General features: G+C 57.5%; 29 protein-coding genes and 1 tRNA gene. 13 read left to right on the top strand and 17 right to left on the bottom strand.

The genetic code is table 11. The features are described 5' to 3' along the window. Entirely contained in the window at positions 1 to 309 is a 309-nt protein-coding gene (locus J3P91_RS11015; protein WP_434604054.1) for a hypothetical protein, read from the top strand. 10 nt (positions 310 to 319) lie between these two features. Then, complete coding sequence (locus J3P91_RS11010; RefSeq protein ID WP_434604051.1) at positions 320 to 1,858, top strand: conjugal transfer protein TraG N-terminal domain-containing protein; 1,539 nt, start codon at positions 320 to 322, stop codon at positions 1,856 to 1,858. Positions 1,859 to 1,874: 16 nt separating this feature from the next. Here the strand turns inward: J3P91_RS11010 and J3P91_RS11005 are convergent, their stop codons facing one another. Next, entirely contained in the window at positions 1,875 to 2,198 is a 324-nt protein-coding gene (locus J3P91_RS11005) for a DUF3742 family protein (protein WP_434605075.1), read from the bottom strand. 510 nt (positions 2,199 to 2,708) lie between these two features. Between J3P91_RS11005 and J3P91_RS11000 the strand changes: the two genes are divergently transcribed. Both J3P91_RS11000 and J3P91_RS10995 read left to right on the top strand, forming a co-directional pair. Then, positions 2,709 to 3,038: a hypothetical protein gene (locus J3P91_RS11000; RefSeq protein WP_434604048.1), complete on the top strand. Its 330-nt coding sequence runs from the start codon at positions 2,709 to 2,711 to the stop codon at positions 3,036 to 3,038. Positions 3,039 to 3,168: 130 nt separating this feature from the next. After that, a complete protein-coding gene (locus J3P91_RS10995; protein WP_434604045.1) occupies positions 3,169 to 4,131 on the top strand; it encodes an ArdC family protein in 963 nt (320 codons plus the stop codon). A gap of 134 nt (positions 4,132 to 4,265) precedes the next feature. Here J3P91_RS10995 and J3P91_RS10990 read toward each other — a convergent pair whose 3' ends face one another. Then, on the bottom strand, positions 4,266 to 4,460 hold the full coding sequence (locus tag J3P91_RS10990; RefSeq protein WP_434604042.1) for a DUF7740 domain-containing protein: 195 nt from the start codon (positions 4,458 to 4,460) through the stop codon (positions 4,266 to 4,268). Positions 4,461 to 4,691: 231 nt separating this feature from the next. Between J3P91_RS10990 and mobH the strand changes: the two genes are divergently transcribed. Continuing rightward, a complete protein-coding gene (gene mobH / locus J3P91_RS10985) occupies positions 4,692 to 6,416 on the top strand; it encodes a MobH family relaxase (protein ID WP_434605073.1) in 1,725 nt (574 codons plus the stop codon). Positions 6,417 to 7,248: 832 nt separating this feature from the next. On the opposite strand, the gene J3P91_RS10980 is transcribed toward mobH, so the two are convergent. Continuing rightward, complete coding sequence (locus J3P91_RS10980; protein WP_434604039.1) at positions 7,249 to 8,265, bottom strand: chemotaxis protein CheB; 1,017 nt, start codon at positions 8,263 to 8,265, stop codon at positions 7,249 to 7,251. Between the two features lie 378 nt (positions 8,266 to 8,643). Here J3P91_RS10980 and J3P91_RS10975 point away from each other — a divergent pair, with 378 nt between their 5' ends. Further along, a complete protein-coding gene (locus J3P91_RS10975) occupies positions 8,644 to 8,859 on the top strand; it encodes a hypothetical protein (RefSeq protein ID WP_434573133.1) in 216 nt (71 codons plus the stop codon). Positions 8,860 to 8,947: 88 nt separating this feature from the next. Here the strand turns inward: J3P91_RS10975 and J3P91_RS10970 are convergent, their stop codons facing one another. Next, the gene (locus tag J3P91_RS10970; protein WP_434604037.1) at positions 8,948 to 9,169 is read right to left on the bottom strand and encodes a hypothetical protein; all 222 of its coding nucleotides are present in this window, start codon (positions 9,167 to 9,169) and stop codon (positions 8,948 to 8,950) included. Between the two features lie 548 nt (positions 9,170 to 9,717). Here J3P91_RS10970 and J3P91_RS10965 point away from each other — a divergent pair. Further along, positions 9,718 to 10,032: a hypothetical protein gene (locus J3P91_RS10965; protein ID WP_434604034.1), complete on the top strand. Its 315-nt coding sequence runs from the start codon at positions 9,718 to 9,720 to the stop codon at positions 10,030 to 10,032. A gap of 187 nt (positions 10,033 to 10,219) precedes the next feature. Here the strand turns inward: J3P91_RS10965 and J3P91_RS10960 are convergent, their stop codons facing one another. The 3 genes from J3P91_RS10960 to J3P91_RS10950 form a co-directional block, all read right to left on the bottom strand. Then, positions 10,220 to 10,621 carry a response regulator gene (locus J3P91_RS10960; RefSeq protein WP_434604031.1) on the bottom strand — a complete coding sequence of 134 codons (402 nt, stop codon included), beginning with the start codon at positions 10,619 to 10,621 and terminating at the stop codon, positions 10,220 to 10,222. Between the two features lie 202 nt (positions 10,622 to 10,823). Further along, complete coding sequence (gene umuC, locus J3P91_RS10955; RefSeq protein ID WP_434604028.1) at positions 10,824 to 12,101, bottom strand: translesion error-prone DNA polymerase V subunit UmuC; 1,278 nt, start codon at positions 12,099 to 12,101, stop codon at positions 10,824 to 10,826. Then, the gene (locus J3P91_RS10950; protein WP_434604025.1) at positions 12,094 to 12,519 is read right to left on the bottom strand and encodes a LexA family protein; all 426 of its coding nucleotides are present in this window, start codon (positions 12,517 to 12,519) and stop codon (positions 12,094 to 12,096) included. Before J3P91_RS10950 ends, umuC begins: the two co-directional genes overlap by 8 nt. A gap of 224 nt (positions 12,520 to 12,743) precedes the next feature. Here J3P91_RS10950 and J3P91_RS10945 point away from each other — a divergent pair, with 224 nt between their 5' ends. Then, complete coding sequence (locus tag J3P91_RS10945) at positions 12,744 to 12,998, top strand: hypothetical protein (protein ID WP_434604022.1); 255 nt, start codon at positions 12,744 to 12,746, stop codon at positions 12,996 to 12,998. Positions 12,999 to 13,020: 22 nt separating this feature from the next. Here the strand turns inward: J3P91_RS10945 and J3P91_RS10940 are convergent, their stop codons facing one another. From J3P91_RS10940 to J3P91_RS10900, 9 genes are all read right to left on the bottom strand, one after another. After that, positions 13,021 to 13,815 carry a DNA adenine methylase gene (locus J3P91_RS10940; RefSeq protein WP_434604020.1) on the bottom strand — a complete coding sequence of 265 codons (795 nt, stop codon included), beginning with the start codon at positions 13,813 to 13,815 and terminating at the stop codon, positions 13,021 to 13,023. A gap of 148 nt (positions 13,816 to 13,963) precedes the next feature. Beyond that, the gene (locus tag J3P91_RS10935; RefSeq protein ID WP_434604017.1) at positions 13,964 to 14,506 is read right to left on the bottom strand and encodes a lysis system i-spanin subunit Rz; all 543 of its coding nucleotides are present in this window, start codon (positions 14,504 to 14,506) and stop codon (positions 13,964 to 13,966) included. 90 nt (positions 14,507 to 14,596) lie between these two features. Beyond that, positions 14,597 to 16,438 (bottom strand): tyrosine-type recombinase/integrase, encoded by a 1,842-nt coding sequence (locus J3P91_RS10930; protein WP_434604014.1) that lies wholly within the window; start codon positions 16,436 to 16,438, stop codon positions 14,597 to 14,599. Positions 16,439 to 16,660: 222 nt separating this feature from the next. Next, positions 16,661 to 16,736 (bottom strand) — tRNA-Gly (locus tag J3P91_RS10925). A gap of 63 nt (positions 16,737 to 16,799) precedes the next feature. Then, positions 16,800 to 17,360 (bottom strand): CDP-diacylglycerol--glycerol-3-phosphate 3-phosphatidyltransferase, encoded by a 561-nt coding sequence (pgsA, locus tag J3P91_RS10920; protein WP_030141409.1) that lies wholly within the window; start codon positions 17,358 to 17,360, stop codon positions 16,800 to 16,802. Between the two features lie 32 nt (positions 17,361 to 17,392). Then, a complete protein-coding gene (gene uvrC / locus J3P91_RS10915) occupies positions 17,393 to 19,216 on the bottom strand; it encodes an excinuclease ABC subunit UvrC (RefSeq protein WP_305495279.1) in 1,824 nt (607 codons plus the stop codon). 2 nt (positions 19,217 to 19,218) lie between these two features. Next, positions 19,219 to 19,860 carry a response regulator transcription factor GacA gene (gene gacA / locus J3P91_RS10910; protein ID WP_003200277.1) on the bottom strand — a complete coding sequence of 214 codons (642 nt, stop codon included), beginning with the start codon at positions 19,858 to 19,860 and terminating at the stop codon, positions 19,219 to 19,221. 127 nt (positions 19,861 to 19,987) lie between these two features. Further along, entirely contained in the window at positions 19,988 to 20,422 is a 435-nt protein-coding gene (locus J3P91_RS10905; protein ID WP_434604011.1) for a GNAT family N-acetyltransferase, read from the bottom strand. Between the two features lie 11 nt (positions 20,423 to 20,433). Next, a complete protein-coding gene (locus J3P91_RS10900) occupies positions 20,434 to 21,180 on the bottom strand; it encodes a carbon-nitrogen hydrolase family protein (protein ID WP_434604008.1) in 747 nt (248 codons plus the stop codon). 154 nt (positions 21,181 to 21,334) lie between these two features. Between J3P91_RS10900 and J3P91_RS10895 the strand changes: the two genes are divergently transcribed. The 3 genes from J3P91_RS10895 to J3P91_RS10885 all read left to right on the top strand — a co-directional run bounded on the left by J3P91_RS10895 (position 21,335) and on the right by J3P91_RS10885 (position 22,864). After that, positions 21,335 to 21,463, top strand: coding sequence for a hypothetical protein (locus J3P91_RS10895; protein ID WP_434604005.1), 129 nt, complete (start codon positions 21,335 to 21,337; stop codon positions 21,461 to 21,463). Between the two features lie 130 nt (positions 21,464 to 21,593). Next, complete coding sequence (locus J3P91_RS10890; protein WP_434604002.1) at positions 21,594 to 21,746, top strand: hypothetical protein; 153 nt, start codon at positions 21,594 to 21,596, stop codon at positions 21,744 to 21,746. Between the two features lie 47 nt (positions 21,747 to 21,793). Then, entirely contained in the window at positions 21,794 to 22,864 is a 1,071-nt protein-coding gene (locus J3P91_RS10885; protein WP_434604000.1) for a 3-deoxy-7-phosphoheptulonate synthase, read from the top strand. A 38-nt stretch (positions 22,865 to 22,902) separates the two neighbouring features. On the opposite strand, the gene J3P91_RS10880 is transcribed toward J3P91_RS10885, so the two are convergent. Continuing rightward, positions 22,903 to 23,874: a hypothetical protein gene (locus J3P91_RS10880; protein WP_434603997.1), complete on the bottom strand. Its 972-nt coding sequence runs from the start codon at positions 23,872 to 23,874 to the stop codon at positions 22,903 to 22,905. A 414-nt stretch (positions 23,875 to 24,288) separates the two neighbouring features. On the opposite strand from J3P91_RS10880, the gene J3P91_RS10875 reads away from it, so the two are divergent. Then, positions 24,289 to 25,170, top strand: coding sequence for an esterase/lipase family protein (locus tag J3P91_RS10875; RefSeq protein ID WP_434603995.1), 882 nt, complete (start codon positions 24,289 to 24,291; stop codon positions 25,168 to 25,170). A gap of 80 nt (positions 25,171 to 25,250) precedes the next feature. Then, complete coding sequence (locus tag J3P91_RS10870; RefSeq protein ID WP_434568872.1) at positions 25,251 to 25,532, top strand: peptidylprolyl isomerase; 282 nt, start codon at positions 25,251 to 25,253, stop codon at positions 25,530 to 25,532. Positions 25,533 to 25,538: the final 6 nt, after the last annotated feature.

Below are 25,538 nucleotides of genomic sequence, written 5' to 3'. Positions count from 1 at the left end.
ATGAAACGCTCACTGCTATTCACTTTGCTTTCAAGTCTAGGGATCGCCGCAGGGATGATCCTGACCGCCGCACTGATCGCATGGATCGGCCGCACTGCGCTGGGTAGTTTCGAGGTCTGGCAGCAAGCCTTGGAATCGATACGGCCTTATCTGCGGTGGTGGCGTATCCTGCTCTACGGCGTCCTCTTTGCACTCTGGCGGGACCTGTTGAGGCGCTACCGACATCGACCACAGGACCGACTGCGCGTGAAACGCGTCGGGACATTAGGGCTCTTGCTCTTTACCTGCGTCGAGCTCACTCGATTGTGAGGTCACAACCATGCTCATGAGCACCAACAGCTACCTGGAGTTTTACCTCTCGCTGCTGGCATGGATCATCAACAACGGTATCTGGAACGTCCTGTCCGATACTGGCCTGTTCGCCGCCCCCTTTGGTGCAATCATCTTGCAAGAATGGTTGTCGGCCCGTCAGCAAGGAGCGGATGAAGGCAACAAAGGATTGCTCTCGGTACCTCGAATCGAGAACCGGCTTTGGCTGGCCTACATTGTCGTATTGTTCGGCTGCGCGCCGGTCTTTCCGCTAAACCTCGCTTCAATGGCGTTCGACGATGCAGCGAGCCAACGCTGCGGTGTCAGCGTGGCCAAGCCAGCGGAAACCGCCTGGGGTACCACTTTCAACACCATCGGAGAACGCTCTGCCACCGTGCCAATCTGGTGGTTTCTGGTGCACGCTTTGAGTAAAGGAGTGACCGCAGCCGCCACCGCCTCCATTCCCTGCGCACCGGACATCCGACAGATGCGCATGGAGATCGACAGTTCGCGCATTGATAACCAAGTGTTGCTACAGGAAGTCGCCGACTTCACTCGCGACTGCTACGGCTATTCCCGTTCTCGGCTGTTCACCAACCGTCCTCAGTTGGACAAGGCACAAAGTCATGATGCGTCCTGGATCGGCTCACGCTATTTTCTCGACACACCGGGCTACTACGACACCGATCGCTCACGGACACCGCGAGTCAGTTGGCCTTACGATGAAATCCGCGATATTTCCTTGCCACGGCTGGAGAGTGGTGCAGGCTATCCCACCTGCAAACAGTGGTGGAGCGACAGTGGTGTCGGGTTGCGCGAGCGCTTGATCGAGCAAGTCGATCCTTCGCTGCTGACTCAGCTAAAAGGTTGGTTGACTGGCCGTTCGAGTAACGAGATTGAGGACGCCACACTGCGCGACCTGGTCAGCCCGCGCCAGCAATCGATGTCCATGTCGCCAGGACAGGTGTACCAGGACTACGGCTCCAGTGCTCGCGGCGGGTCGATCAATCAGGGGCTTAATAACCTGGCCACCAACACTGGGCTGGCTCTCGGCTCCTTCAGCAATTTCCCGGCGATGAACGCGCTACGCGCCGCTTTGCCGATGGTGCAGGCTTTCCTGATCATGGGCGTCATCATCAGCTTGCCGCTGATCCTGCTGGTCAGTACCTACCAGCTAAAGACCGTCATGACGGTGACGTTCGCGCTGTTGACGCTGCACATGCTGACCTTCTGGTGGGAGTTGGCCCGGTGGGTCGACTCCAGCATGCTCGATACCTTGTATAACCAAGTGTCGGCGTCCAATCAGGTGCTCTTGTCGCTGCCCACATCTGGCTTCATGGATGGGACCGTCACGGCACAGGTGATTGAGTATGTGATGGGGGCAATGTTCGTCGTGCTTCCGATGTTGTTTTTGGCTGCAATGAGCTGGGCAGGATATAGCGTTGGCTCAATCGCCGACGGCATGCTTAGCAAAGGAGCAGCTCAAGCGCAGGACGCTGGTGCAAGGGGCACTGGAGCTCTGATGTCTGCTGGAAAGGCCTTAAAGTAGTGAGCGACGAGCTCGACTAAAGGTCTTTTAAATCAGGCTGACCGGGTGCGCGACCATACTCATACTCACCATATGGATCGCCATATGCTTTGTAACGGAGAGCATCCTTAGGTTTGATAGGTGTTCCATTCGCGATGGCCCAACACAAGACGATAAGGATTATCACCGACACTGTGAGCCATAAGCTAACTAGAAGCAGCCCTGCAGCAACTGCCAACTTGAAGATTAAAAAACTCCCGCGAACAAGCAGCTTGCCTGCGGGCATACCTGCCGTCACCGCACGTTTAGCTACGCGGGACTCAAACCCTTTCAACTTGCGATACCCGCGTTTTATCGACATGCCACAGGTATATGCCCAGTGGTGGACGCGGGAAACCTCAACACGGTTTTGAGTCGGCACGGTCTCGCCCTCTTCTGAGCGTTTTCATGGTTGAGAGAGGAGTAATAGCCTACTACCGAAAACCGCCCATGCCTGACCGTTTATCAGTTTACCTAGCCGAAAAACCTTCACTGGAAGACAGCAGACGCAGCTCGTGCACCAGCGCCTCTATGGCCGTTGACCCATCCATATCATCCAGCTACATAGAGGGTACGGATCGCTGTTATCGACAGCACCTTCCCAGGTAGCCAGAGCCTTCAAAGCTACGTCACTCCGGTGATGGTTCCTCCCAAGTGCGATTAGCGTTCGGTGGCTCGCACGATCACGTTTCACGGTGATGAACGCCTACTGCTCTCCCGAGCGTCTTTCGAGCTCGGCTCGTCCCAACCCTCTTGCTTTTCTTCAACCCGCCGCGGGGAAATTCTTTCCCCTATGGGACAGGTTTCTTCGCGCTTTCAACGGAGGCACACCATGTCCGACTCACTCACAAGCGAAGCACTGAACACTCTGCGTTTGCCCGTTGTGTTCACTCCAGACGCGTGGCAACACGCGGTATTGCTCGACGGTTCAAATCATCCTGAAAAACTGCAGCTCGATAGGCTGAGCAACGTCGTACGCGCAGCCTTCAAAGCTCACCTGGCCGATCCAAACGCACCCTACGTGGTGTTCGAGATAGCCAAGTTCGGCTCAGTGAGTGATGCAGAACATGAACCATTGCTGCGACTGAGCCTCAGCCTACTTCAGGCATCAGGCCAACCTAACGCCTTACTGATAGCGCTTGCGGAAGAGCAGCAACGCTAAACGCAAACGGCCATCCCTGGCCACTGATCCAACTCAGGCTATACGCAGTCCTGCACCAATCCAACCAACACCCACCGGGGAACCCTCCCCGACGGGAAAGGCGTTCCTCCGGTTTTTCGAGGGAAATGCCATGCGCAATATCTACCAAGACGTGACAGACAAGATCGTTACCGCGTTAGACCAAGGCGTAGCCCCCTGGATCAAACCCTGGTCCTCAAATGGCTCAACTGACGTAGCTCATCACCAGCCCTATCCCATCAACGCCATCACGCAGCGTCCCTATTCGGGCATCAATTTACCGTTGCTCTGGACCGAGGCTAGGTTGCAGGGGTTCACTCAAGATCGCTGGCTGACTTTCAACCAAACCAAAAAAGCCGGCGGGCACATCCGTAAGGGTGAGCACAGCACCCTGGCAGTGCTCTATAAACCGATGGAACGCGAGGAACAGACCGAATCAGGCCAACCCGTACTAGATGAAAACGGTCAGCCGAAGGTCGCTCACTTTGGCATTCTCAGGACGCATTTTCTGTTCAACATCGAGCAAACGGAAGGACTCGAAACGCTCAACGAAACCGTGCTCGAGACGGAACCGAGCGATCCCTTCTCCCCCAACGGCGCTGCGGAAAATCTGCTGTTAAGTTCGGGCGCAAACATCATCCATCGATTTGCCGACGAAGCCTTTTACCACCCGATCAGGGATCTCATCCAACTGCCGACAAAATCGCAGTTCCACGATCAAGGTGGATACTACGCCACTGCACTTCACGAGCTGACGCACTGGACCGGACACCACTCTCGATTGCAGCGCGAAGGCGTGACCTCTCCTGGTCCATTTGGCTCGCCAGGTTATTCATTTGAAGAGTTGATCGCCGAAATGGGCGCCGCTTTTTTATGTGCCTACGCCGGTATACGGGGAGAGCTTCGGCACGAGGGCTATATCGACTCCTGGCTCGGCCTGCTCAAAGCTGACAACCGCGCGATTTTCCGCGCCAGTGGCCAGGCCCGATGCGCTTCGGAGTATGTGCTCAACCTGGAGCAGCAACGGAAGCAGACGGTAATGGATGAATCACGATGCATGAATGATGGAGCTTGATCGTCACCTCACCGCTGCAAACGCTTCATAGGGTCCAACACGAGTTGGACCCTTTTTCTATGCCCAGAAAAACCCCCACACTGCGGAGTTCTGACGCAAAGAACATGAGGTAATCCCGTAACCCCAGTACGCCGTTACGTATCCAGATTCTCAGTCAGGTAATCCACCAGCTCAAGTGGACTTCGGCTATCGATCACCTTGTAGATCAGATCACGTTTGCTGCGCGGTAGCTTCTTGACCACGCTCTTCGCCGAGGCCCTGACGGCTTCGTCTGTTCCATGGATACGTGCCGCGAGCAGCAGCACGAGCGTGGCGTCAGTGAGATTCATGACAAGACCCAATAAAATTCGCACCGCAGTGTACCGACACTTTCCTTTTTCGTACGAGCATGCGCATCCAACAAAACGGCACCAGGACAAATCGATATTCCGATTGCCGCACAAAGGGAAACGCGTCAAAAGGACCGGTAAGGGTTGGAAGGGAATGGGGAGTCAAGGGTAAGAGCCCTATCCGAAAAGGCTAAAAGGCCAATGACTCTACCAGTTCCCGGGAGGACCATGATGCTCAGTCTGTTTCGGCACAAAAGGCAAAAGCCTCCTCCGTCACCAACCGTAACCGTCGCCGATGGGTACCTGCCCATCGAATCGTCCCAGAGCTTGTTAGCAGCCGAGCATCGCCGCCAGTTGCTTGATCGCATTTGGCAGTACACCGCCCTCTCCCATCCACAGTTCAGCCAGCTCTATTTAAATCCGATCCATCGCTACGCCGAGCTGGTCCAGCAGCTTCCAGCCAGCGAGACGCACCACCATGCTTATCTTGGCGGCATGCTCGACCATGGGTTGGAGCTGGTCGCTTGCAGTTTGAAACTGCGTCAATCGTATCTGCTGCCGACCGGCGCCGCGCCCGAAGACCAGGCCGCCCAGACCGATGCTTGGTCCGCTGGCATCGCCTATGGCGCGTTGCTCCATGACATCGGCAAGATCGCCGTGGACCTGCTGGTCGAACGCCAGGATGGCCGTGTTTGGCATCCTTGGCAGGGGTCCCTGGATCAGCCGTATCGTTTCCGCTACCTCAAGGGGCGCGACTACCACCTGCACGGCGCGGCCGCAGGCTTGCTCTACACCCAGATTCTCGATCGCCCAATCCTCGATTGGCTCAGTGGATTTCCGTCACTGTGGGCCAATCTGCTTTATGTCCTGGCGGGCCAGTACGAACGTGCCGGCGTGCTGGGGGAGCTGGTGATGCAGGCAGACCGTGTTTCCACCGCACAGAACATCGGCGGAAACCCGAGCAAGGCGCTGCAAGCGCCGATTCATTCGCTGCAACATCATTTGATCAGTGGACTACGTCATCTGGTTCAGCACGAGCTGAAACTCAACCAGCCAGGTGCTGCGGGATGGCTGACCAAGGACGCCCTGTGGCTCGTCAGTAAGACGGTCACGGACAGGCTACGAGCCTATCTGCTGTCGCAATCGATTGAGGGCATTCCCTCGTCCAATCTCGCGGTATTTGACGAACTGCAGTCACATGGATTGGTTGAGTCCACGCCGGAAGGCAAAGCCATCTGGACGGCGCTTGTGACACAGGGAACCTGGCAGCAAAGTTTCACCTTTCTGCGCCTTCAACCCGCACTGATTTGGGGGAACGAAGACCGGCCCGAGTCTTTCAGTGGAACGGTGAGCATTGCAGTTCATGACCGTTCAACTGACACCCCGGTACCAACACCAACGCCCGAAACAGCTAGTACAAGGTCAGGTCAAAGCCAACCGCAGCCTGATCTCATGGCGCTAGAGAATGCCGATTACCTCGGCACGCTGCTGGACATGTTCGAGTTGGGTGAGCATGGGGCGAACGATGCACCGTCAGAAAGTGCTGACGATACTTCAACGCTTCAATCGGATAACCCAGGCCAAGCATTCCTGAATTGGGTCAAGGAAGGCGTCTTGAGCCACAAGCTGATGATCAACGACAGCGAGGCCAAAATACACACGGTGGGTGGCAGCGTATTTCTGGTCACGCCTGGTCTCTTCCAACGCTACGCGCAGGAGTTTCCGGGCGCTTCGCAGGATTCAGATGGGGAGATTGAAGAATGGCGTAGGGTGCAAAAGCAGTTCGAAAAACTGAGAGTTCACAAGAAACGAGACAACGGTCTGAACATCTGGACATGCCACGTACAAGGTCCAAGGAAGAAAACCAACCTCAAGGGATATCTGATTGAGGAACCAAGGCTACTTTTTGAATTAATTCCACCCGACAATCCCTTTCTTAAAATCGAAAAAAGCTAAACATCCTGTGCCCATTGATGGGTCCGAAACGCAGAGTTGGACCCTGGAGAACCGTCGCTGCTTCATCGCCCCGTTATCCGTCCTAGCGGGCTTTGCGTCCAATGATGGATTGGACGGATTAACAGCCAATCCTGCCGTTCCGCTTGCTTAGCGCAGCTTTTTCCGCCGCTTCCGTAGCAAATATCTAGCAACCGCAGCTTGGCGCGTTACATCCGAGCAGCGCTGGCCGAGAATTACACCGCGATGCGGTGTGGGGTCTGCTTAGTATCCTGAGGTATTAAAATCAACGGGTTAGCGCCCCTGCTTACCCGATTTCCCCTTCTAAAACACACTCGTTGGTACGAGAATTGGTACGAGTCAATCCTCCGTCACACTGAAATTTCGTGGCAGCCTGGCACTGACCGCGAAGTTCCACGATCAAGCAGTTCAACTGCTACTTCTCCTCTCCCTTTAGCTAGGTCGCGCGATCGCTTACAAATTGCCATCAGCTTCGACGCAGACGCTCTCAGCGCCTCATCCAGTAATCGCTGCTGCGCTTGAGCGATACACGCTTCGCAAAAAGGCTCGGTGGTCGGCGGTACGTCCGATCCTTCTTTCAGAACGGCAATGTACGAAACCCCACATTCTGTACACTTTACGACCTCATATGACTCAACCATAAGACACATCCTTCTATCCAAACAATTCCTTTTTTAATACTAAACCTAAATAAAGCGTTGGAGCGATCGGCTTTTTTTTTGCCGAGTGGCGCGTTGCTAAGCGTAGTAGCAAACACTTTTTCAACGTGACAAGTGAGGGCGCATCGCCACCATGCAGCGTGGGATCGATTGCATTACTCAACTGGTGCGAAAAAATTTGGGTCCAGTACAAGTTCGCGAAGCGGCTTCAAACGCTCTTCTGCGTCTTTGGCTTGAGATCGGGAAAGCTCCGCATCTTCCTTAGAGCCTTGCGCTTCTGCCAGATCGCCCATTTGACGAAGCAGCATGATTCTTTCTTCAATCGCCCTAAGCGCGTCCCACAGCCCGGTATCAATCGCGGCGTTAACTTCAGCAATTAGCGTCTTGATCGAAAAAGCATGGCCCGTGTGGCAGCGAAACCTGACAATCGATCCTTCCTTTACTTGTATCAAAACTCCGTGACAATCGGGACATGTGTAATTTGAGATATTCCCTATATTCATGACGCCAGCTTCTAGGCCGTTACCGTGTTCACTGATGCTCGTCTCGATCAGATGGCGCTCGTTCAATGGGCTTATAACCAGTTGCTCGATAGGCAATCTAACTCGCGTCGCAATCTGATTCGCCAGCTCAGCGAGCGTGCCTATAAAGTCTGTTTCGACGTGTTCTATTGCACTGCGTGGCATGGAATCATAAGTAGCTTCAGAAGGGTCCTGCACGAGTGCCGTACCGTTTCTGTCCTTTATTGCCCAAAGGCCAGCAGTTCCGTCGTCCAGAGCGCCGGTCAATATCACGCCGATCACCCTAGAATCATAAGCCACCGACGCTGAGCGAAAAAGCACATCTATAGCCGGACGAACTCTGCACTCCTTGGGGCCGCGAGTAAGACGAACACCTTCCTTCGTCAAAAGCAGATGGTGATCAGCGCTGGCTACGTATACGGTTGAGGTTCTGAGAGATTGACTGGCTTGGACCGAAATGACGTCCATTCTGGTTTCACGAGCGAGTATCCTGCTTAACTCACTCGGCGAGTGTGGTGGAATATGTAGCACGACCAAAAACGCCGCTGGCAAGTCAGCGGGCAAGGAGCGAAATAGGCTTCTCAACGCTTCGACTCCGCCGGCGGAAGCGCCGATAACAATAATATTCCGACCCAGACTATCGAGCTCCATACGAACTCACCTCCCTTTATCAAAGCAAAACGTCAGATGACCGGCCCGCCCTGGTGGAAAACGATAGATCTTCAAAGGGCAACTATGTACGTTTATGAAGGCCTGGCTACCGTCACCGTACTGGCCCGCTATGTCGGGTAGCAGCCGGTGGAGTTGACCGCCTTGGAATGTCCAGTGCGGCTCCTCAATGCCGGACTCGGTCGCGTCCACGTCGAACTGCGGGATTACCTGCTAGGCTCCGGGGTACGCTAACACGCTGCCGGTGATACTGCCGCACGGAATGGTGCAAGGTCCCTCTTCGACGGTTGCAACGAACCCAAGCTCTTTTATCTGAGGGGAGCTATCCTCATATGCTCGACTCAGGCGGAAGACGATCATATGGCTGACGACTATTCTCTCTCGAACTTACTAGAAAGGATGTACCTCAATCAGCTGGCGCTGGAGGCTGGGCTGATGGAACTGGCTATTCATCTAGAAACGAGCGGGGCAGCTGAGACCGGAAGTAATATCAGAGGAGCTCTGGAGACGCTCGGAGAAAACGCAGGGTTTATCAAACAAGGTTTGGCTCGACTTAGGGCTCAAGAGATCGAGTAATCCTTCTAACACCTCCTCCCGAAGACCAGCCCATGGCGAAAGGCCTGTCGCTCTAGTCTTCGACGTAGTCACTGCTTGGCGATGTCTGTCACGACCTCGGCTCTATCTTTTCGATAGCGTGCGCGTAGTAGCCGACCGCCTCCCCCATCAACCATCTCCAGTCGTCCTTGCCAATAATCCCCTGCTGCTTGAAATCATCAGCCATGGCAATCAGCTTCTCATACTGCTCCTCCGCATCCATTCGAATGTCAGGTTCCTTAAGCGCCTTGTGCCAAGCGGCTAAAGCTTGTCGCCTCAGGTCCTCGCTCATCGTTGCAGCCTCCTTGTGACGTAACGTGTTGACTTTGACGCTTGATGGTCTGTTCCAAATTTGCTCGTGATACGAGCCTTGAATAAACCGGTCCCAGCCCCAGACGGACGATTTGCTCCAGCTCTCTCGCAGCTCTCCAGTCTGAGGATCACACCTATGACCGTTCGGGTAGGTCCAGCGAACCTGAGCTTTGGCAGAAAAATCGAAGTTAAAATCACATTCAAAGCTCTGCTATGAACATCGAAGATACAGCCTCGCTGATAAGTTTCTTACTGGATCAGATGTCCGCCGACATGCGATTCGACGCGGACCAATTGCAAGGAGAGCGGGAAATCGTTTTGTTCGGAATTCGAGAGATGCTGCGGCTCGGGCTGCTCACAGCGGAGTGTGAATACGCGCTAATTTGCGACGCTAACGGACCGCTCTTAGCGTCTGCTTCCAACATCTGCCTCACAAAAAGGGGAGTAAATTTCCAAAGGCATTAGGCCAGTATTTACTTAAGGCACCGCTGGAATATGCTAGCGCGCTAATAATTCCGAGGTGCTGTAATGGACAGGTTGTCGAAACATGAAATCGAGGCAGCACTGAGGGATCTTCTGCCTGGGTGCTCTGTCGAATGCACCTTAGGCTTCAACGGAACAGCCTCGCTTTTAGTCGAAGGTCACGACGAAGAATCTTTTGCCGTTGTGGGTCTGACCAGACACCAATTTCGAGGCGATGCCGGCTTAAAAAAACTGGCTCGATTCATCTTTGAAGACATTGAACTGGCTCGCCAAGGCTTAAAGACTCAAAAAATGCAGATGGTCTCGCCTTCGTCCTTCCGAACCAAGGCAGCGCCAACGCTTAACGAAGCTTTCCGTTGAGCATGCTTCATGCCTGAGCAACCTGTTGCCAAGTCCCATACCACTGCCAGCCATAGCACGGTGGTAGCTTACTGAACACCTCAGCAGGACCTGGCAAATGGGGTGATTCTCATGGGGCCGGCTCACTTTCAACACATCCTGCGATCCAGCTGCGGAGCGGCTACTTCATTGCATGAACAATGGGTATCTACCGAGCAAGAGATGTGGGCAGAAGTACATCCCACATCAAAGCTACCAAATCGCTGACGGCCCAAGGTTTCTGCAAATATCGGGTTGGGCGAGGCACTGTTTCCGGTAGAAATGAATACCCCGATGTGAGTATCGAACCTATGGCAGGCCATTTCCCCCTTACCATCCGGATGAAATCCATACCATTGATTTGCCCAGGAACACCGTAGTCAACAATCACAAGGCAACATTGGACTTGAGATTGAAGAAGGTAAATCAGTGCGTCATCGGCTGATCCGAAAGCGACAGTTCTTGCTCCGACGTCTTCCAAGATTTCGACCATGATCAAACGCAGCGTTTCATCATCCTCGACGATCAACACTTCGCCTTCAAAGCCGATCTCTATCCAATTTGTGATCATAGTCTGTCCCTGCCTGAACCGGCTTTCAGAAGCAGCCACCACAAACGAATATTCCCTTATATCGCGATTCTACTATGATCACGTAACGCTTAGCTAAGCGTAGCGCACTCAACTTTTGCTGCGTCGCTTCCTACGCCTCTCGTGCAGAAAGACGGTCGTACAGCCAGAACGAAGAAAGCAGAGCGGTGGGTACGGCTATTAATCATCGACAGGACACCTGCCACAGCTGATCCAGCTTAGTCGTGTAGCTCTGGCTCATCATCTCCCGGCGCATGGCCCATTCAGGATTTGCAGGCACGCAGGCTGAACGCAGCGTCCCCCTGCCCCAGCGTCCGTTGATCTGGTCCAACACCGCCATCAACTTCGTGGCGTCGACAGGCTGCGAGGTGGCAAACAGGTCGTCGGTGTACTCTCCTCGCTGACAGAGGTTCATCAACAGCACCTCGGCCTTGCTGTACTTGAAGCCTGGTCGGAAAACCCGGTCAAGTGCATCTACCGCAGCCTTGGTCAGCAGCCGCCCATCGTCCGTGGGGTATGGCATGTCAATCAGAACACCGTTGGCGTACTTCGCCTCCTCCGGGTTGAACATACCGGTACGGATGCTGACGCGGATCTTCTTGCACAGCGATTTCTGCGTCCTGAGTTTTTCCGAGGCTCGCATCATGTAGGTGGCCACCGCCTCCTTGATCGGCGTCAGCTCCGTGAGCCGCTTCCCGAACATCCGACTACAGCAGATCTCCTGTTTCGGCGGGTCCGGCTCATCTAGCTCCAGGCATGGCGTGCCGGCGAGTTCGCGGGCCGTCTTCTCTATCACCACGCTGAATTTCTTACGTAGTGTCCAAGGGTCGGCCTTCGCCAGATCCATCGCGGTTTTGATGTCCATGGCGTCCAGGTGAAGTTTCATCTTGCGACCGACTCCCCAGACTTCGGACACGTCGGTGTTGCGCAGCACCCAGTCGCGCTTGAACGGGTCGCATATATCGACCACGCCGCCCGTTTGCACCTGGAGCCGCTTGGCGGTGTGATTGGCCAGCTTCGCCAGGGTCTTGGTGTGAGCGATCCCTACCCCGACGGGAATACCAGTGCAGCGCAGCACCTGACTACGGATCTTCCGGCCAAGGGCATCCCGGCCGTCAATGCCGGTCAGATCCGCGAAGGCTTCGTCGATGCTATAGACCTCAACTGCGGGCACCATCGATTCAATGAGCGTCATGACCCGCTCACTCATGTCCCCATAGAGCGCGTAATTCGACGAGAACGGGACAATGCCGTGTTTCTGCAGCTTGTGCTTGATCTGGAAATACGGCTCGCCCATCTTCACGTAGGGCTTGGCGTCGTAGCTGCGAGCGATCACACAGCCGTCGTTGTTGCTCAGCACCACAATGGGCACGCGGGCCAGGTCCGGACGGAACACTCTTTCGCAACTGGCGTAGAAGCTGTTGCAGTCGATCAGGGCGAAAACGGGCTGGGCTTTAGACATGGCTGCGCACGCTGTAGGTGATGACGCCCCAGATGGCCAGCTCGTCGCCCTCGAGCACGTACCTCGGTGGGTACTTTGGGTTCTCCGACAGGAGAATCACCTCCTTCCCACGTATGCAAAGGCGTTTGCATACGGGTTCGTTGTTCAGCAGCGCCACGACGATGTGGCCATGCGCAGGTTCAATCGCACGGTCCACGACGGCTAGGTCCCCTTCAAAGATCCCAGCCCCTTGCATGCTTTCCCCGGCGATGGACACCAGGTAGACATGCGGGGCGCGTATGTTGAGAACCTCATCCAACGAGATGTGCGCTTCGATGTGGTCCGCTGCCGGAGACGGAAACCCGGCGGGTACTCGAAACGAACAGAGAGGCAGCTTTAAGCCGCCTTCGGCGATAGGACCTAAAATTGAAAAGCTCATCACGCACGACTTCCGAAACCTGTACAGATATACAGTTAACGTTGTACAAGTTTTGCGGTCAATTTCTTTGTAGGGGAATTCGGACAAGCGGATGAGTCGTACCGCCTCCACAGGTGGTAGTCGTACACTGCCTTGGTCCGCATCTGCATTTCGTCGGGTTGCTATCGTCCAGCGCTTACTGCCTCGATTACTGTATATCCAAACAGCTGTACAAGGTATCGGTCATGGACCAGTACGAAATTGAAGACACAGACCACTGGCTCGGCTCGCCGACACTCGAAGAAACGCGGGCGCATTATGTGAACATGCTGGAGGGCGAAATGGCCGACCTGCGCGTTCTGCTCCGTAACGCACAGAGGAATATCACAGGCCTAATCGAGACGAACGCACAGCTATCTGCTGAGAGAGTTGCGCTTGTCCGAGAGGTCCAAAAATACAGAACCGGGAAAGACATCATGAATGTCGACGGGGAAAACTAGCTTCGTGGACTCACCTTGGTGATTAAAAAAGTCCTCCCAACGATGCAGATTCCCAGTTCATGATCACGAGTTCGCCGCTGACCTCGGCCTTGCCCTGACGCTGGTTCGTGTTGCTGTAGCGTATGTCCAACGTTTCGAAGTGAAAGCCTTCAAACACACGCCGGATATCCGGGTGATCGTTGATGTTGACCATGACCTTGCCTTTGCAGCGGCGCATGAAGTCAGCCATCCGCTCGTAATTCTCGAACGGGAAGTCCACGCCATAACCAGTGGTCTGCCAGTACGGCGGGTCCATGTAGTGGAACGTATGGGCGCGGTCATAGCGCTCAGCACAATCAAGCCAGGGGAGGTTTTCGACGTAGGTGCCGGACAATCGCTGCCATGCGGTCGAGAGGTTCTCCTCGATCCGCAGCAGGTTGATGGCCGGGCCAGTGGTCGCGGTGCCAAACGTCTGCCCGGTGACCTTACCGGCGAAGGCATGGTGCTGCAGGTAAAAGAAACGGGCAGCGCGCTGGATGTCGGTGAGGGTTTCGGGACGGGTCATTTTCTGCCACTCGAACACCTGGCGGGAGCTGAGAGCCCATTTGAACTGGCGCACGAATTCTTCTAGGTGGTTCTGCACGACGCGATAGAGCGTCACCAAGTCGCCGTTGATGTCGTTCAGGACTTCAACCGGAGCGGCCTGGGGACGCATGAAGTAAAGCGCGGCACCGCCGGCGAAGACTTCAACATAGCATTTGTGAGGCGGAAAAAGCGGAATAAGACGGTCGGCTAGGCGACGTTTGCCGCCCATCCAAGGAATGATGGGTAGAGACATTTTTAGCAAGACCTTACTGTATGGATAAACAGATGCTAGACTCGCCGCGCTTTGTGCACGGAGCAGGAGCCTTGGCTGGACTTGCAGGGACATCTGCAGGGACGGCGACCGAGTCGGATGTTGGCGCATCCGGCCCGGTCGCTCCTTTTTACTTCGTTGTTGAAACTTCTTTGGCGTAAGCCTGGCAGGCCGCCAGGGCTATCAGCCCCCGGTCGCCGGCATCGGTGATGCCGATAATTCGTTGAGCATGCGCTGGGTCAAGTCGGGCGCGTGTGGCTCCATCAACCACGCCGCCGGCGCTGGTGGTGGCTGGCACGGCACAGCCGTTGGCGGTATCGGTGGTGTCGAGTAGGACTGACAACCGGACATCAGCAGTAGCGAGGCGATCACGCAGGCGATCCTGATCACGTTGGGCATCGGTTAGGGCTCGATAGTGGGTTTGGTCATTGGCGACCAGCCGCTGTTCCAGGGCCAGGCGCTTGTCCTGCTCGGCGCGCTGCAGCGCGGTCGAAGCCAGGGTGATTTGATTGAGGGTTTCGGTGTAGAGCCGGGCTTGCTTTTCCAGCTGCTGACCGTATCGCCAGCCTTGAACCGTCCAGGCGATGGCCGCCGAAGCGGCCACCAAAGTGCACAGTAGAAGCCCGGCTACCAGCACGCGGTATTGCAGCGGGATCAGGTCGACGAGACGCATAGCACCGCCGGCAGACCTCGACTACAGTTCCTTGCCAAGCAGTACTCAAGCAAGCGGTGACACCCATTGTCACCGCGCTAGGACAGCAACTCAGCTTGGGCTCAGGGCGCTGCAAACGATCCGCGCAGTCATGTCGAAGTTCTCCGGAGTGAGCACATCGATTGGCGAACGCCCCTTCAGTCGCTCGTGGGGCTCACAGACCGCCCGATAAAGCCTCCAGGCATCGACATCCGGAAACCGCGCTAACGCAGCAAGTACCAACTTGTGCCGCAGTGGATCAAGCTGCCAATCGGGAATGCGCTGACCGCGATTCCCCAGGCTCAGCGACAGCAGGCGCCGAGCCTTGATATCGCGATTGATCTGATCTCTAGATTTGCCTGCCAATTTGGCGAAGACAAGCAGCGGTAAATTATTCGGAGCTTCAAAAATGGCTAGCATCTCGGCGCGTACGCGCTGGATGTCAGACACGCGAGATTGATGCGGCTTTTCAGTCGGGACCGAATGGGGTACGACAGGCGACTGGTGCGACACGATAAGAGCTGGTTCGTTGCTAACCGAAGCCTTGGGCACCGAGACGGTTGTCGCTGGAAAGGCGCCGTTGAACTGAATGGAATCTGCGCTCGCGTTTTCAAGCGATGGCAGCGAAGCGGCCCCTTCCAAACGGATGGTAAGCGGAGAGCTTGCCGCTTTCAGCTGGCCCTGCCCCCACAGATCCAGGCGGTTCGCCCAATCCTGCATCATCGTCCGGCGCTGCTCCACGTATTCCGCGTGATTGTAGGCCGCACTCACCTTATCTGGATCAGCATGAGAAAGCTGAGCATCCACCCAAACCTTCGGGTATCCGATCTCGTTCAGCGCCGTCGAGATCGTCGCCCTCATCCCATGACCAGTGAGTTGATCTGCGTACCCCATCCGACGTAACGCGCCATTCAGCGTGTTCTCACTGATACGCTTGCTCAGGTCGCTTCGATGCGCAAACAAGTAGCGCTGTGCCGGAACAACCTGGTCCAGCAAGTGACGCACGATCTCGAGCGCCTGCACCGACAGCGGCACGATGTAGGGCGGTACGTTTTGGATCTGCTTACTCGGCTTTCGCATCGCTAACTGGAGCTGCTTCACCACCTCCGCCGGTATGACCCACAAACGCTTCTCCAGATCGAACTGGTCGGGCGTCGCCAACCGCAATTCGCCCGTGCGGACACCGGTCAGCAGCAACAACCGAAGGCCAAGCCGAGTTTGGTTGGCGCCACCGTAATTTCGAAGAGCAGCCATCAATCCCGGAAGCTCGTCCATACGAAGAAATGGGTTGTGCGTAACAGGCGGTTTGGGGAGTGCGACAACGTCGAGGTCTGAAGCTGGGTTGTGTTCCAGCCCCTCGATCTTCACCAACGCATAGCGGAACAACTGGTTGAACCAGGTCCGGCATTTTTCGGCGGTCGTTAAGGCCTTGCGCTGTTCGATCCTGCTCAGTAAATCCAGCAGATCGTGACGATTGATATTGTAGATAGACCGCCCGCCCAGGCTGGGCAGGACGTCTTTATTGAAGATTCTCAAGATCTGCGAGAGCGTGCTTTGACGCCCTTCCTTCAGGCTCAGCCTGCGGAACTCTACCCACTGATTGAACACGGCCTCGAAGGTGTGCTCTGTCGCAAAACGAACAGCAAGCCGCTGTTGTTTGCGATGCTCATAGGGATTGATGCCCTGGGCAACCAAGGTACGGGCTTCATCACGACGGGTACGGGCTTCTTTAAGCCCAATTTGGGGATAACTACCGAGGGACATGCGCTTCTGCTTGCCTGCCCAGTAGTAGCGGAAGAGCCAGACTTTTCCGCCCCTGGCCGTCACATTGAGTGTGAGACCATCACTGTCGCCGAGGGTGTAGTCATTACCGGTGATTCGGGCGTGCCGAACTGTCATTTCTGAGAGTGCCATCGCGAGCTCCTGAACAGAGTCAGGGCCAGATGCTCATCTCGCTGCGCAAACTGCTCCAGCAACAAACCGATTCGGTGCGCGTCAGGATTCTGGACTTAATCCTGGACTTAAACACACCGGATAGTGCTGGATTTCAGTGGTTCCCGCTGGAACGAAAAAAGGGCTTAAAGGCCCTGATTTCAATCACTTACAGAATTCAGTGGAACTCTGTAGCGCAATATTTGGAGCGGGAAACGAGACTCGAACTCGCGACCCCGACCTTGGCAAGGTCGTGCTCTACCAACTGAGCTATTCCCGCGTCTTGGTGTGGCGCATTCTATAGATTCATAACACGCCGTCAACCCTTTGATTCAAAAAAGTTTTATTTCGGATCAACGTCAGTCCGCAGGTGCGGCCAGGCGGCGCGCAGGTATTGGACCATCGACCACAATGTCAGGCCTGCGGACACCAGCAGCAATGCGTAACCCAACAGCACCCAGAAGCTGAAGTCCGAGGGGTTCGCCAGCAGGATAACCAACGCCAGCATCTGGGCGGCGGTTTTCCATTTGCCCAGGTTCGATACCGCAACCTGGGCACGGGCGCCCAGTTCGGCCATCCATTCGCGGAGGGCCGATACGACTATTTCGCGTCCGATGATCACCGCTGCCGGCAAGGTCAGCCAGAGGTTGCCGTGTTCCTGCACCAGCAGCACCAGCGCCACCGCGACCATCAGCTTGTCGGCCACCGGGTCGAGGAACGCGCCGAACGGCGTGCTCTGCTCCAGGCGGCGGGCCAGGTAGCCGTCGAGCCAGTCTGTTGCGGCGGCGAAGGCGAAGACCGAGGCGGAAGCCACGTAGCTCCAGTGGTACGGCAAATAGAACAGCAATATGAAGATCGGGATGAGCAGGACGCGTAGAACGGTAATCAGGTTTGGGATATTCATCGGCACAACTGGCTACGAGGTTGACGGGCATTCTACTCGCTATGCAGGTTCGCATAAATCGACTCTGCGAGCTTTTTACTGATACCGGGTGCTTTGGCTATCTCTTCGATGCTGGCACGAGACAGCTCCTGCAAGCCACCAAAATGTTTCAACAGGTCGCGCCGGCGCGTCGGTCCAACCCCCGCCACGCCTTCCAGCGTAGACGTACGGCGGGTCTTGCCTCTCCGGGCGCGGTGGCCGGTGATCGCGAAACGGTGGGCTTCGTCGCGGATCTGCTGGATCAGGTGCAGCGCCGGCGAGTCTCCCTTCAGGGTGAATTCGTGGGCCGCGTCGTTCAGGTAAAGGGTCTCGAAACCGGCCTTGCGCGTGGCGCCCTTGGCAACCCCCAGCAGAATCAGATCCGGGACCGACAATTCATTGAGCACGTCGCGGGCCATGGACAACTGGCCCTTGCCACCGTCCACCAGCAGGATGTCCGGCAACTTGCCCTCGCCGTCCTTCAGCTTGCCGAAGCGCCGCATCAGCGCCTGGTGCATCGCCGCATAATCATCGCCCGGCGTAACGCCCTCGATGTTGTAACGTCGGTAATCGGACTTGATTGGCCCCTCCGGACCGAACACCACGCAAGAGGCTACCGTCGCCTCGCCGCTGGAGTGACTGATGTCGTAGCACTCCAGTCGCTGCGGTGGCTCATCCAGGTTGAGGACATCGGCAAGGGCTTCGAATCGCGCCGCCACATGCTGGCGGTTCGCCAAGCGCGCGCCTAGCGCCTGTTCGGCGTTGGTCACCGCCAGTTGCTGCCAGCGCGCCCGGGTGCCGCGCACGCGGTGGCTGATGGTCAGTTCACGACCGCGGAGCTTGTCGATGGCCTCGATCAGGGTCGGGAAGTCTTCATGCACCACGTTGACAATCAACTCGCTGGGCAAATCGCGCTCGGGGCTACTGACGTAGTACTGGCCGAGAAAAGCCGCCATGACTTCGGCCACGTCTTCCTCGATACCCACCTGGGGGAAGAAATTCTTGCTGCCCAAAACGCGGCCGCCGCGCACGCTGATCAGGTGAACGCAGGCGCCGCCGGGGTTGATGAACGCCGCAACGACGTCGACATCACCGCTGCCGCCTTCCATGCTCTGCTGGTCCTGCACCCGGCGCAGCAGCCCGATCTGGTCGCGCAGCTCTGCGGCGCGCTCGAATTCGAGGTTGATCGATGCCTCTTCCATCGCTGCTGACAACTCGTCGGTCAGCGCATTGCTGCGCCCCTCCAGGAACATCACCGAGTGACGTACGTCTTCAGCGTAGATCTCGGGCTCGACAAGCCCGACGCACGGGGCCTTGCAGCGCTTGATCTGGTATTGCAGGCACGGCCGGGTGCGGTTCTTGTAGTAGCTGTCCTCGCACTGGCGAACGAAGAAGGTTTTCTGCAGCAGGCTCAGGCTTTCACGAATGGCCCCAGCGCTGGGGTAAGGACCGAAATACCGCCCCTTGGCCTTCTTGGCCCCGCGATGAATGCTCAGGCGCGGAAACGCTCCGTCCGACAGGAACACGTACGGGTAGGACTTGTCGTCGCGCAGCAGGATGTTATAAGGCGGGCGCCATTCCTTGATCAGCGTCTGCTCAAGCAGCAATGCTTCCGTTTCGTTGGCCGTGATGGTGGTTTCGATCTGCGCGATGCGCCCCACCAGGGCCGCAGTCTTCGGCGCGAGGCCGGTCTTGCGGAAATAACTGGCCAGGCGCTTCTTGAGATTCTTGGCCTTGCCGACATAAAGCAGGCGCGCGTCGCTGTCGAACATGCGGTACACGCCAGGGCGACCGCTGCAGGTGGACAGAAAAGCGCTGGGATCAAACTGTTCGGTCATTTTCAGGCGCTGGCATCGACCATGCCGTGGCGCACCGCCAGCAGCGTCAACTCGACATCACTGCTGATCGAAAGCTTTTCGAAGATACGGTAACGGTAGGTATTGACGGTCTTGGGTGACAGGCAAAGCTTGTCGGAGATGATCTGGACCTTCTGGCAGCCGACGATCATCAGCGCGATCTGGATTTCCCGCTCGGACAACGCATCGAAGGGCGAATCGTTGGTCGGCTGGAAAGACTTGATCGCCAGTTGCTGGGCGATCTGCGGGCTGATGTAGCGCTGGCCGGCAAACACCAGGCGGATGGCCTGGACCATCTCGTTCAAGCCAGCGCCCTTGGTCAGGTAACCCGCCGCGCCCGCTTGCAGCAGCCGGGTCGGAAACGGGTCTTCTTCACAGACGGTCACCGCGACAACCTTGATGTCCGGATGGCTGCGCAGCAGTTTACGCGTAGCTTCGAGGCCGCCGATGCCCGGCATCTTGACGTCCATCAACACCACATCGGGTTTCAACTCCCGCGCCTTGATCAGGGATTCTTCCCCGGACTCGGCCTGGCCAACCACTTGCAGGCCATCGATGTCAGCCAGCATCCGTGTAATGCCCGTACGGACGAGATCATGGTCGTCGACCACTAACACCCTAATCAAGCAGACACCTCACGATTTGGTCTTGTATGGGTTGCCTCACACCTTAGCAAAAAGCATTCGGCAGACCTAGCGCAAAGGGGCAGATAAAAGTTACAACACATCTTCATGAAATCCGACATCCGCAGCCTCAAGCGGCAACGTCCCGCTGCATTCTCAGGAAACATTCATCCTCGCCGACGACCCGCAGCCCCATGCGTTCGTAGAGCTGCCTGGCCGGATTATCCTTGAACACGGTCAGGCGCAACGCGGGGCGACGCTCCAGCGCCACCATCCCCAAGGCCTGTCCGATCGCCCAGGTTCCGGCCCCCTGCCCATGAAACGCCTTGTCAATCTGCAACTCCCGGATATACAGCGCACGGGCGTCGCGGCTGAGGCTGACGAAACCCAGCGCCTGGTCACCCCGATGGATGATCAAGTTCTGGCGAATCACCCAGGCCAGGTCAAACGCTTCGTCCTGCCACAGCAAATCATGACGCAGATAATAGGGAAGCATATTGCTGCACGTCAGTTGTCGGGCGAATTCGATATCAGCGACTTCAGCCGGGCGCCATTCGAACATCATTTTAGACCTCGTCAAAGCGGCACCACCTGCCCTACCCAGCCGCTGCCCTGGGGACGAGCCATGACCAGAAGCTCGCCGACGCCTGGCGCCGCGGCAATCAGCGAACCATCGTCCGCCCAGATCGCGCTGCGACCGGCCGACTCCCACCCTCCCGTAGCGCCACCGTGATTGGCCATCAGGACCATCATGGCGTGTTGTCGGGCGTAACCTTGCAGCAACGTCGTGTCCGCTATATAGCCTCCCTCGGTTATCAACACGCCGGCTGCATACAGCGTAGCGCCCTGCTCCGCGGCTGCCGCCGCATGGCTGGCCTGGGAAAAATCGGCGCACACCGCCAACGCCACGCGATCCGCGCCCATCGCCAGGATCGAACCGCCGTGACCGGGCGCGAAAGCGATTTCTTCCCCCGCGTGCAGATGCTGTTTGCTGTAGACCCCAAGGGAGCCATCCGCACCGAGCACCAATGCGCCGATCAGCACCGGGGCGTCGGCCGCGAGGCGAATCGGCATGCCGACCACCGCCGTCAGGCCGAGCTCCCGCGCCAGGTCGCGCAGCGGCTGCAACACAACATCCTCCGGCAAGATAGCCAGTTCCGCGGCCAGCCCTCGCTCGTACCCGGTGAGCGACAGTTCTGGAAACACCAGCAACCCCACATTCCGATCGGCGGCGGCCTCCATGAAGCGCTGATGATGGATAAGGTTGCCGGCAATGTCCCCCGGAATGGAAATCGATTGGGCGGCAGCAAAGGCTCGGCTCATGGTGCGTCCTTGACGGAGGGACAAAGCGCTGAGTTTGTCACAAAGCCCGCCGGACTCAAGCGGCGTGGACGGTGTCATCAATCCGATAGGATTTTCTTATTGAACCGGCGCGCCTCGCTCTAGTAAGCTGCGGATCATTCATCGGAGACAGACCATGTTCAACGTCCTTGCACAGCTTCACACCGCCAGCGCCCTGCGCTCGGTTGCGGCTGCCCGGGTGAGCAGTGTCCAGACTCCGGTCAGCTTTTATTTTGGGTATTGGTTTAGCCACTGGCGCGCCTGATACCCAACCGGCGCCCATTTCAAACGGGTCGCCTACCAGAGTTTTCCAAACCCCCGGTCGGCCTCCCGACCGGGGGTTTTGTTTTTCAGGCCCAGACAATTGCAGCACCAGACAACTTGAGGATCGAACCATGAACTACGCCACTTATTACCGTTACGACAGTTTTGCCGCCTGGCGATTTACCAGCCACCGCTCGGGACAGCCTGCCGCCTCCGATCGGTCACCTACCGGTGGCATGCCTTCATTGCCGGCCACCACGGCCAATTGTCGAACACCCCAATAGGGCCGGCGCGCGGGAACGAACCCGCTGCTCGCCCAGGAAGCCAGATCATGAATTCGTCCGTTTCTGCTTTGCCACTGTCCACCCTCACGCCTGCCAATGAAGCGCTGACCCTGCGTCTGCCAAGCGCTCTGCAGCTCAAACAGCAATTGCCGCTCGCCACTGCGCTGAGCCAACAGGTCGAAACCCATCGCCAAGCGGTGCGTGCGATCCTCGACGGCGAGGACTCCCGCCTGCTGGTCGTCGTTGGCCCCTGCTCGATCCACGATCCTGAGTCTGCGCTTGAATACGCCGCCAACCTGGCGCGCCTCGCCCGCGAAGTGAGCGACAGCATGCTGCTGGTCATGCGCGCCTATGTCGAGAAGCCCCGCACCACCATCGGTTGGAAAGGCCTGGCCTACGACCCCGATCTGGACGGCAGTGACGACATGGCTGCCGGCTTGAACCTGTCCCGGGAGCTGATGCGTGAGATGCTGCGACTCGGCCTGCCGATCGCCACTGAATTGCTGCAGCCCATGGCCGCTGGCTACTTCGACGACCTGCTCAGCTGGGTCGCCATCGGTGCCCGGACCACGGAATCGCAGATTCACCGGGAAATGGCCAGTGGCCTCGGCATGCCGGTCGGTTTCAAGAACGGCACAGACGGCGGGGTCGGCATCGCCTGCGACGCCATGCGCTCCGCCGCCCACCCTCACCGGCATTTCGGCGTCGACAGCCAGGGTCACCCGGCGATCGTCCAGACCCAGGGCAACCCCGACACTCACCTGGTGCTGCGCGGCGGCCATCGCGGGCCGAACTATGATCGCCAGAGCGTGGCGCAGATACACGACGACCTCACCCGCCTCAAGATTCCGGCCCGGATCATGGTCGATTGCAGCCATGCCAACAGCGGCAAGGACCCGTTGCGCCAGCCGCAGGTGTTCAATGACGTATTGGAACAGCGTCTGCAAGGAAACCGCGCCCTCATTGGCATGATGCTGGAAAGCCATCTGTTTGAGGGTTGCCAACCATTGGGGCCGACGATGCGCTACGGCGTGTCGGTGACCGATGGATGCCTTGGCTGGGAGGCCACCGAGCAACTGCTGCGCCAGGCCGATCACTCGTTGCGATTGCAGGCCTGACCCCGCCCGACAGGCCCTCCGTGAGCGGAGGGCCTCGCTCAACCAGGCGTCCGGGTACGCACCTCGATAATGATCTCGACAGACCGCTGGCTGACATCGTCCAGTCGTTCCACCTGATAAAACAGGCGCACCGACCTGTTTCGCTGTTCATGCCAATACGCAGCCGGCACCTCGAAGACCAGCGGTTGGCCGACCATCGCCTCGGTGATTTCCCGCTCCTGCACATGGGTATAGGTCCCGTTGCATTGCAGGCCGACCCATTCGCCCGCCGCCAGTCCGGTGCCATCGATGACCACCGTCACCGGGCCTTGCAGCGTTTCGATATCGAGCCCTCCTTCGTTCAGCGCCGCGACCTGGGGCGCCTTCAGCGCAGGGCGCACCAACGGGCCGATATGCACCGACAAAGACTCGGACTGGCGTGCCGAGCGGCCATGTCTGACAACATAGCCCAGGCTCAACCGGTGGCCGACATACGGGGCCAGGTGCGAATAATCGATCCAGAATGATACTTCACGCCCCAATACATGCTCCTCTATGTGCAGCACGTCATGCCAAAGCGTCTTCGAATCCTGGCTGACACTCAAGGCCAGCCGATCACCGACCGCCATCCTCGAATAAGGCCGAATGGTCACCCGCGCGCCTTCTGGCACCCGGGCGGGATCGAGGCTGCCACCCACCGCATCATCGGCAATCGGCGGCAACAGCAGCTCGGGCCTGTCGCCGACTTCAAGTTGCAGGGCTTGCGACCCCAGCACGCCGGGGACCCACTTTCCGGCTACCTGGTAGGAGATCTCCAGCGAACCTCCGTCGAGCTCGGCGATATGCGGTTCACGAACGACAAAAACCACGTCCCGTCCAACCTGCCGTTCGGTAATAAACCTGCTGGTTTCATGCCGGTAGGGGTCGCCTTCATTATTGAGCCCATGCCAACGCAGCCGCACTTCATCACCACTCGTCATCGTCGGATACGGCTTGATCGTGATCACGGCCTTGTTCCAGGCCGGATCCACTACGCCTCCCCTGGCCTTCGCCAGTGAGGGCGCTGGCAGCCTCGCGCAGCATGGGTCGCTGCTCTCCTGCGTCGATGGGTAAGTCTTCATTTTCATATTCCAGTCCTTTGGAGAAGGCGCCATTCACATCATGACGCCGGTGAAGACATTGGAACCCGGCCGCCGCAAATGCGCAGTCAGACAAGTCGACCACGCTCGGTGGGCTGCTGCGCCAAGTGTTGTAGCTGCCTGCCGCGACGACTATCGGAAGTGTCCCGGAACCTTGGGCATCGTCCGCCTTTCAGGTGAATCTTCCTGCTTTTTCTATTCCAGTTTCCCTGGCTTACCGCGGTTTGGTCCTACACCGCTCGCTTGTAGCCTGCATTAGAGTGGTGGCGGCAAATCCAGGTGAACCTCTTCGAAAAAGGTACGAACATGCAACGGAATGCAAACACTCACTTTCCTATCCTGCTGGTCCATGGGTTGTTCGGGTTCGACAGGATCGGCGCCTTCGGGCTCTTTCAGAACGTCAAACAGGCTTTGCGCACCGCCGGCGCGCGGGTCTTCATCCCGTATCTGTCGGCTACCCATTGCAATGAAACCCGCGGCGAACAATTGCTGACGCAGATCGACCGGGTCCTGGAAGGAACCGGCTCCACCCGGGTCAACCTGATCGGGCATGGCCAAGGTGCGCTGGCGGCACGTTATGCAGGGGCAACCGCCCCCGAACGAGTCGCCTCGGTCACGTCGGTCAGCGGCCCCAACCAGGGCTCGGAACTGGCCGACTTCCTGCGCAAGGCCCTTACCCCCGGGCGATTGCCGGAGCATGTAGCGAACCGGGTCGCAACACTCTTCGCCGACTTCATCTCGGCACTCAGCGGCCAGGCTCGGCTTCCACAGAACGCCATCGCGGCGCTGGCGGCACTGACGACTGAACGCGTGGGCGCGTTCAACGACCGATACCCCCAGGGCCTGCCCCGAAACTGGGGCGGCAACGGGCCGCAGCTGGTCAACGGCGTTCGCTACTACTCCTGGAGCGGCACGCTGCAAGACACCCCTGGCGAAGCCTGCGGTGCAGCAGGTCCACTGCATGATTTCTGCCGGGCCTTTTCCGAATACTTCATTACCGAAGCCGGACAGAACGATGGCATCGTCGGGCGCTTCAGTTCCCACCTGGGCAAGGTCATTCGCTCCGATTACCCACTGGACCACTTGCACGCCATTAATCACGCGAACGCCAATGGGCACCGCAAGGGAACGGACCCGCTAGCGCTCTATATAAGGCACGCCGAGCGTTTGCGAATCGTCGGACTCTGATCGACACGTCGCATTTTTGACAACAAAGCCCTACTGATTCCGGTAGGCTGGACGTTTTGAAAACACTGAAGGAGATTCCCATGGCCAAAGCCACTGCCCGCCACATCCTGGTATCCAGCGAAGACAAGTGCAACGAACTCAAGGCCCAGATCGAAGCCGGCGCTGACTTCGCCGAGATCGCCAAGGCGAACTCCAGCTGCCCGTCCAGCCGTCAAGGCGGTGACCTGGGCTCGTTCGGTCCAGGCCAGATGGTCAAGGAGTTCGACACCGTGGTGTTCAGCGCCCCGATCAATGTGGTCCAGGGCCCGGTCAAGACCCAGTTTGGCTATCACCTGCTGGAAGTCACCAGCCGCCAGGACTGATCCCGG

The sequence above is a fragment of the Pseudomonas sp. Z4-7 genome (assembly GCF_051131965.1).
Lineage (GTDB): Bacteria > Pseudomonadota > Gammaproteobacteria > Pseudomonadales > Pseudomonadaceae > Aquipseudomonas.
Note: the sequence above shows the minus strand (reverse complement) of the source record. Positions and strands in the feature narration are given on the sequence as shown.

What these genes read in the sequence shown, in the direction of transcription:
- J3P91_RS11015 (WP_434604054.1), top strand. Translation starts at nt 1, where the DNA reads ATGAAACGCTCACTGCTATTCACTTTGCTTTCAAGTCTAGGGATCGCC.
- J3P91_RS11010 (WP_434604051.1), top strand. Translation starts at nt 320, where the DNA reads ATGCTCATGAGCACCAACAGCTACCTGGAGTTTTACCTCTCGCTGCTG.
- J3P91_RS11005 (WP_434605075.1), bottom strand. Translation starts at nt 2,198, where the DNA reads ATGTCGATAAAACGCGGGTATCGCAAGTTGAAAGGGTTTGAGTCCCGC.
- J3P91_RS11000 (WP_434604048.1), top strand. Translation starts at nt 2,709, where the DNA reads ATGTCCGACTCACTCACAAGCGAAGCACTGAACACTCTGCGTTTGCCC.
- J3P91_RS10995 (WP_434604045.1), top strand. Translation starts at nt 3,169, where the DNA reads ATGCGCAATATCTACCAAGACGTGACAGACAAGATCGTTACCGCGTTA.
- J3P91_RS10990 (WP_434604042.1), bottom strand. Translation starts at nt 4,460, where the DNA reads ATGAATCTCACTGACGCCACGCTCGTGCTGCTGCTCGCGGCACGTATC.
- mobH (WP_434605073.1), top strand. Translation starts at nt 4,692, where the DNA reads ATGCTCAGTCTGTTTCGGCACAAAAGGCAAAAGCCTCCTCCGTCACCA.
- J3P91_RS10980 (WP_434604039.1), bottom strand. Translation starts at nt 8,265, where the DNA reads ATGGAGCTCGATAGTCTGGGTCGGAATATTATTGTTATCGGCGCTTCC.
- J3P91_RS10975 (WP_434573133.1), top strand. Translation starts at nt 8,644, where the DNA reads ATGGCTGACGACTATTCTCTCTCGAACTTACTAGAAAGGATGTACCTC.
- J3P91_RS10970 (WP_434604037.1), bottom strand. Translation starts at nt 9,169, where the DNA reads ATGAGCGAGGACCTGAGGCGACAAGCTTTAGCCGCTTGGCACAAGGCG.
- J3P91_RS10965 (WP_434604034.1), top strand. Translation starts at nt 9,718, where the DNA reads ATGGACAGGTTGTCGAAACATGAAATCGAGGCAGCACTGAGGGATCTT.
- J3P91_RS10960 (WP_434604031.1), bottom strand. Translation starts at nt 10,621, where the DNA reads ATGATCACAAATTGGATAGAGATCGGCTTTGAAGGCGAAGTGTTGATC.
- umuC (WP_434604028.1), bottom strand. Translation starts at nt 12,101, where the DNA reads ATGTCTAAAGCCCAGCCCGTTTTCGCCCTGATCGACTGCAACAGCTTC.
- J3P91_RS10950 (WP_434604025.1), bottom strand. Translation starts at nt 12,519, where the DNA reads ATGAGCTTTTCAATTTTAGGTCCTATCGCCGAAGGCGGCTTAAAGCTG.
- J3P91_RS10945 (WP_434604022.1), top strand. Translation starts at nt 12,744, where the DNA reads ATGGACCAGTACGAAATTGAAGACACAGACCACTGGCTCGGCTCGCCG.
- J3P91_RS10940 (WP_434604020.1), bottom strand. Translation starts at nt 13,815, where the DNA reads ATGTCTCTACCCATCATTCCTTGGATGGGCGGCAAACGTCGCCTAGCC.
- J3P91_RS10935 (WP_434604017.1), bottom strand. Translation starts at nt 14,506, where the DNA reads ATGCGTCTCGTCGACCTGATCCCGCTGCAATACCGCGTGCTGGTAGCC.
- J3P91_RS10930 (WP_434604014.1), bottom strand. Translation starts at nt 16,438, where the DNA reads ATGGCACTCTCAGAAATGACAGTTCGGCACGCCCGAATCACCGGTAAT.
- pgsA (WP_030141409.1), bottom strand. Translation starts at nt 17,360, where the DNA reads ATGAATATCCCAAACCTGATTACCGTTCTACGCGTCCTGCTCATCCCG.
- uvrC (WP_305495279.1), bottom strand. Translation starts at nt 19,216, where the DNA reads ATGACCGAACAGTTTGATCCCAGCGCTTTTCTGTCCACCTGCAGCGGT.
- J3P91_RS10905 (WP_434604011.1), bottom strand. Translation starts at nt 20,422, where the DNA reads ATGATGTTCGAATGGCGCCCGGCTGAAGTCGCTGATATCGAATTCGCC.
- J3P91_RS10900 (WP_434604008.1), bottom strand. Translation starts at nt 21,180, where the DNA reads ATGAGCCGAGCCTTTGCTGCCGCCCAATCGATTTCCATTCCGGGGGAC.
- J3P91_RS10895 (WP_434604005.1), top strand. Translation starts at nt 21,335, where the DNA reads ATGTTCAACGTCCTTGCACAGCTTCACACCGCCAGCGCCCTGCGCTCG.
- J3P91_RS10890 (WP_434604002.1), top strand. Translation starts at nt 21,594, where the DNA reads ATGAACTACGCCACTTATTACCGTTACGACAGTTTTGCCGCCTGGCGA.
- J3P91_RS10885 (WP_434604000.1), top strand. Translation starts at nt 21,794, where the DNA reads ATGAATTCGTCCGTTTCTGCTTTGCCACTGTCCACCCTCACGCCTGCC.
- J3P91_RS10875 (WP_434603995.1), top strand. Translation starts at nt 24,289, where the DNA reads ATGCAACGGAATGCAAACACTCACTTTCCTATCCTGCTGGTCCATGGG.
- J3P91_RS10870 (WP_434568872.1), top strand. Translation starts at nt 25,251, where the DNA reads ATGGCCAAAGCCACTGCCCGCCACATCCTGGTATCCAGCGAAGACAAG.